Source organism: Pseudomonas folii, assembly GCF_014357575.1.
GTDB classification, from domain to species: domain Bacteria; phylum Pseudomonadota; class Gammaproteobacteria; order Pseudomonadales; family Pseudomonadaceae; genus Aquipseudomonas; species Aquipseudomonas folii.
Genome location: NZ_JACONW010000275.1, coordinates 1 through 3,183 on the forward strand (window position 1 = coordinate 1; position 3,183 = coordinate 3,183).

A 3,183-nucleotide genomic window follows, 5' to 3' on the forward strand; every position below is an offset into this window, starting at 1 on the left:
TCAGTTCATCAGCAGCACTTCGGCCCACCCTTGCCGCCGTAACGGGCTTCCTGGCGTTCCCGGAAGAACGTTTCGTAATCCATCATCGGCTTGTCAGGGTGTTTGACCTGCATATGCGCGACATAATTGTCATAGTCAGGCATGCCCACCATCAGACGCGCAGCCTGACCGAGGTATTTCCCGAGGCGACTCAGGTCGTTGAACATAGGCAGATCCTCTCGTATCTCAAACGTTCGTCGGAGCTGTCAACGCCTGGAAAGGCGCTTCTTTGTCCGTACGCTCTTTGTTACCCCATGCCGCGACGCCGACTTTCAGCGCGTAGAACAGGATGCTGAACACCACGAACAGGAACAGAATCGTCAGCGTCGCGTTGGTGTAGGCATTGAAGATCACATGCTGCATCTGGTCCATGGTCTTGGCCGGAGCCAGGATCTGACCCGCATCAGCTGCCGTGCTGTATTTCTTGGCCAGGGCCAGGAAACCCACCGCAGGGTTGCTATCGAACAGCTTGATGAAGCCAGCCGTCACGGTGCAGATCAACAGCCAGGTGGCTGGCAACATCGTCACCCAGATGTAGCGTTGGCGTTTCATTTTGATCAGCACAACGGTCGCCAGCATCAGCGCTATACCTGCCAGCATCTGGTTAGAGATACCGAACAGCGGCCACAAGGTGTTGATGCCGCCCAGTGGATCGATCACGCCTTGATACAGCAAGTACCCCCACAACGCCACGCAACCGCCGGTGCCGATGGCATTGGCCGTCCAGGACTCGGTGCGTTTCAGGGCTGGAACAAAGCTGCCCAACAGGTCTTGCAGCATGAAGCGACCAGCACGCGTACCGGCATCAACCGCCGTCAGAATGAACAGCGCCTCAAACAGGATCGCGAAGTGGTACCAGAACGCCATGGTGCTGGCACCCGGCAAGGCCTGATGGAGGATTTGTGCGATACCCACCGCCAGAGTCGGCGCACCGCCAGCACGGGCCAGAACGGTGTTCTCACCAATATCCTTGGCAACTGCGGTCAGTTGTTCTGGTGTGATGGCAAAGCCCCAACTGCTGACAGTCTGGGCCACAGTCACTACATCACCGCCCACGATTGCCGCCGGGCTGTTCATGGCGAAGTAGATGCCAGGCTCGATCACCGAAGCCGCAACCATGGCCATGATCGCCACGAAGGACTCCATGAGCATGCCGCCGTAACCGATATAACGGGCGTTGGTTTCGTTATCCAGCAGCTTCGGCGTAGTGCCGGAAGAGATCAGCGCATGGAAACCGGACACAGCACCACACGCGATGGTGATGAACAGGAACGGAAACAGTGTGCCTTTCCAGACTGGGCCGGTACCGTCGGTGAACTGGGTCAGCGCAGGCATTTTCAGCTCAGGCGCAAGAATCAGGATGCCGATCGCCAACGCCACGATGGTGCCGATTTTCAGGAAAGTTGACAGGTAGTCGCGCGGAGCGAGCAGCAGCCAGACCGGTAACATGGCTGCAACGAAGCCGTACCCAACCAGCATCCAGGTGATCTGCACGCCGGTGAAGGTGAACATCGGCGCCCACTCAGGACTGGCGGCAACCATGCCACCTACCCAGATCGACAGCAGCAACAGCACCACGCCGATGACCGAGATTTCCCCGATGCGGCCCGGCCGGATGTAGCGCATATAAATGCCCATGAACATCGCAGTCGGAATCGTCGCCAGTACCGTGAACATACCCCAAGGGCTTTCAGCCAACGCTTTGACCACGATCAGCGCCAGCACCGCGAGGATGATGATCATGATCAGGAAGCAGCCGAATAGCGCGATAGTGCCGGGGATACGGCCCATTTCTTCACGCACCATGTCGCCCAGCGAGCGACCATTACGGCGTGTGGACAGGAACAGGATCATGAAGTCCTGAACCGCACCGGCCAGTACCACACCGGCAATCAGCCAGAGCGTGCCAGGCAGGTAGCCCATTTGCGCAGCCAATACCGGCCCGACCAGAGGTCCGGCGCCAGCGATAGCAGCAAAGTGGTGACCGAAAAGAATGTGTTTGTTGGTCGGCACGTAGTCCAGACCATCGTTGTTGACCACGGCTGGAGTGGCCCGCAGCGGATCTAGCTGCATGACATGCCGGGCAATGAACAGACTGTAATAGCGATAGGCAACGAGGTAGATGGCGACCGCAGCGACCACGATCCACAAGGCGTTGATTGCTTCTCCGCGGCGCAAGGCCACGACCCCCAGGGCACATGCCCCGATAATTGCAACGATTAGCCAAGGCACATGGCGCAGGAGGCTATTATTATTTTTCATTTTTTATATTCCAGCAGATGACTGAAAGGCCAGCTACGCGAGTTTAGCTGCGCCGCAGCGAAAGGCCACCCCAACCAAGGTCTAGAGCGTAAAAGAAACGTTTCACTTAAAAACGCCCATTGAACCAGCTCACAAGACGCGGCTCGAAAGGCGGACGAAGTGTAAATCAGGGCCTGAAAGCTATCCGGAAAGCAGGATCAGGACTATCGTCGTTACAGGCGACGCCTCGACAGGCGTTTAAACGCTGACAGCACGTCACACGATTCCAAGAGAAGTGATTCGATGACCGACTCCAACGATGACCGCCGACGCTTCAAACGCATCGCCTTCGATGCGAAAACCACACTCAGCCAGGGCGACCGCAACTGGCAGGTCCAACTGGTGGACCTCTCTCTCAAAGGCATGCTCATCGAGCGCCCCGAACCCTGGGACGCCGATACCGAACAGGCATTCAACGCCGATATCAAGCTGAGCAACGAAGTGCATGTGCAAATGGACGTGAGGCTGGCTCACGATGATAACGGGCAGTTAGGGTTTGTCTGTGAGCAGATAACCCTGGATTCCATCAGCCATTTGCGAAGACTGGTTGAACTGAACCTGGCTGATCACGATGAGCTGGAGCGTGAGTTGGCGGCGCTGATTGAGGTGTAAGGATCTGCATGGTTTTTAGCTGTAGGAGATCGCCCGCTGTCCCTGACACCGCGCTGTCTCGCGGCAAACATAGGACCTGTAGGAGCTGCCGAAGGCTGCGATAGCGGTGTATCAGGAGAAATGCTTCGCAGCCTTCGGCAGCTCCTACAGAAAATGCATTTCAATCCAGTAGATTGAATGTTATTTGATGAGCGCGCTTGCCCGCGATTACGGTATTTCAGGCGCAGCTGT

At 56.9% G+C, this 3,183-nt stretch carries 3 protein-coding genes; 1 reads left to right on the forward strand and 2 read right to left on the reverse strand.

What is annotated here, in order from left to right; translation table 11 throughout:
- Nucleotides 1-8 precede the first annotated feature (8 nt).
- A complete protein-coding gene (locus H8S59_RS26595; RefSeq protein ID WP_027902281.1) occupies nt 9-206 on the reverse strand; it encodes a YbdD/YjiX family protein in 198 nt (65 codons plus the stop codon).
- A gap of 19 nt (nt 207-225) precedes the next feature.
- Nucleotides 226-2,301 (reverse strand): carbon starvation CstA family protein, encoded by a 2,076-nt coding sequence (locus H8S59_RS26600; protein ID WP_187523343.1) that lies wholly within the window; start codon nt 2,299-2,301, stop codon nt 226-228.
- A gap of 282 nt (nt 2,302-2,583) precedes the next feature.
- On the opposite strand from H8S59_RS26600, the gene H8S59_RS26605 reads away from it, so the two are divergent.
- Nucleotides 2,584-2,952, forward strand: a complete 369-nt coding sequence (locus H8S59_RS26605; protein ID WP_095096809.1) for a PilZ domain-containing protein — start codon at nt 2,584-2,586, stop codon at nt 2,950-2,952.
- Nucleotides 2,953-3,183: the final 231 nt, after the last annotated feature.

What these genes read in the sequence shown, in the direction of transcription:
- H8S59_RS26595 (WP_027902281.1), bottom strand. Translation starts at nt 206, where the DNA reads ATGTTCAACGACCTGAGTCGCCTCGGGAAATACCTCGGTCAGGCTGCG.
- H8S59_RS26600 (WP_187523343.1), bottom strand. Translation starts at nt 2,301, where the DNA reads ATGAAAAATAATAATAGCCTCCTGCGCCATGTGCCTTGGCTAATCGTT.
- H8S59_RS26605 (WP_095096809.1), top strand. Translation starts at nt 2,584, where the DNA reads ATGACCGACTCCAACGATGACCGCCGACGCTTCAAACGCATCGCCTTC.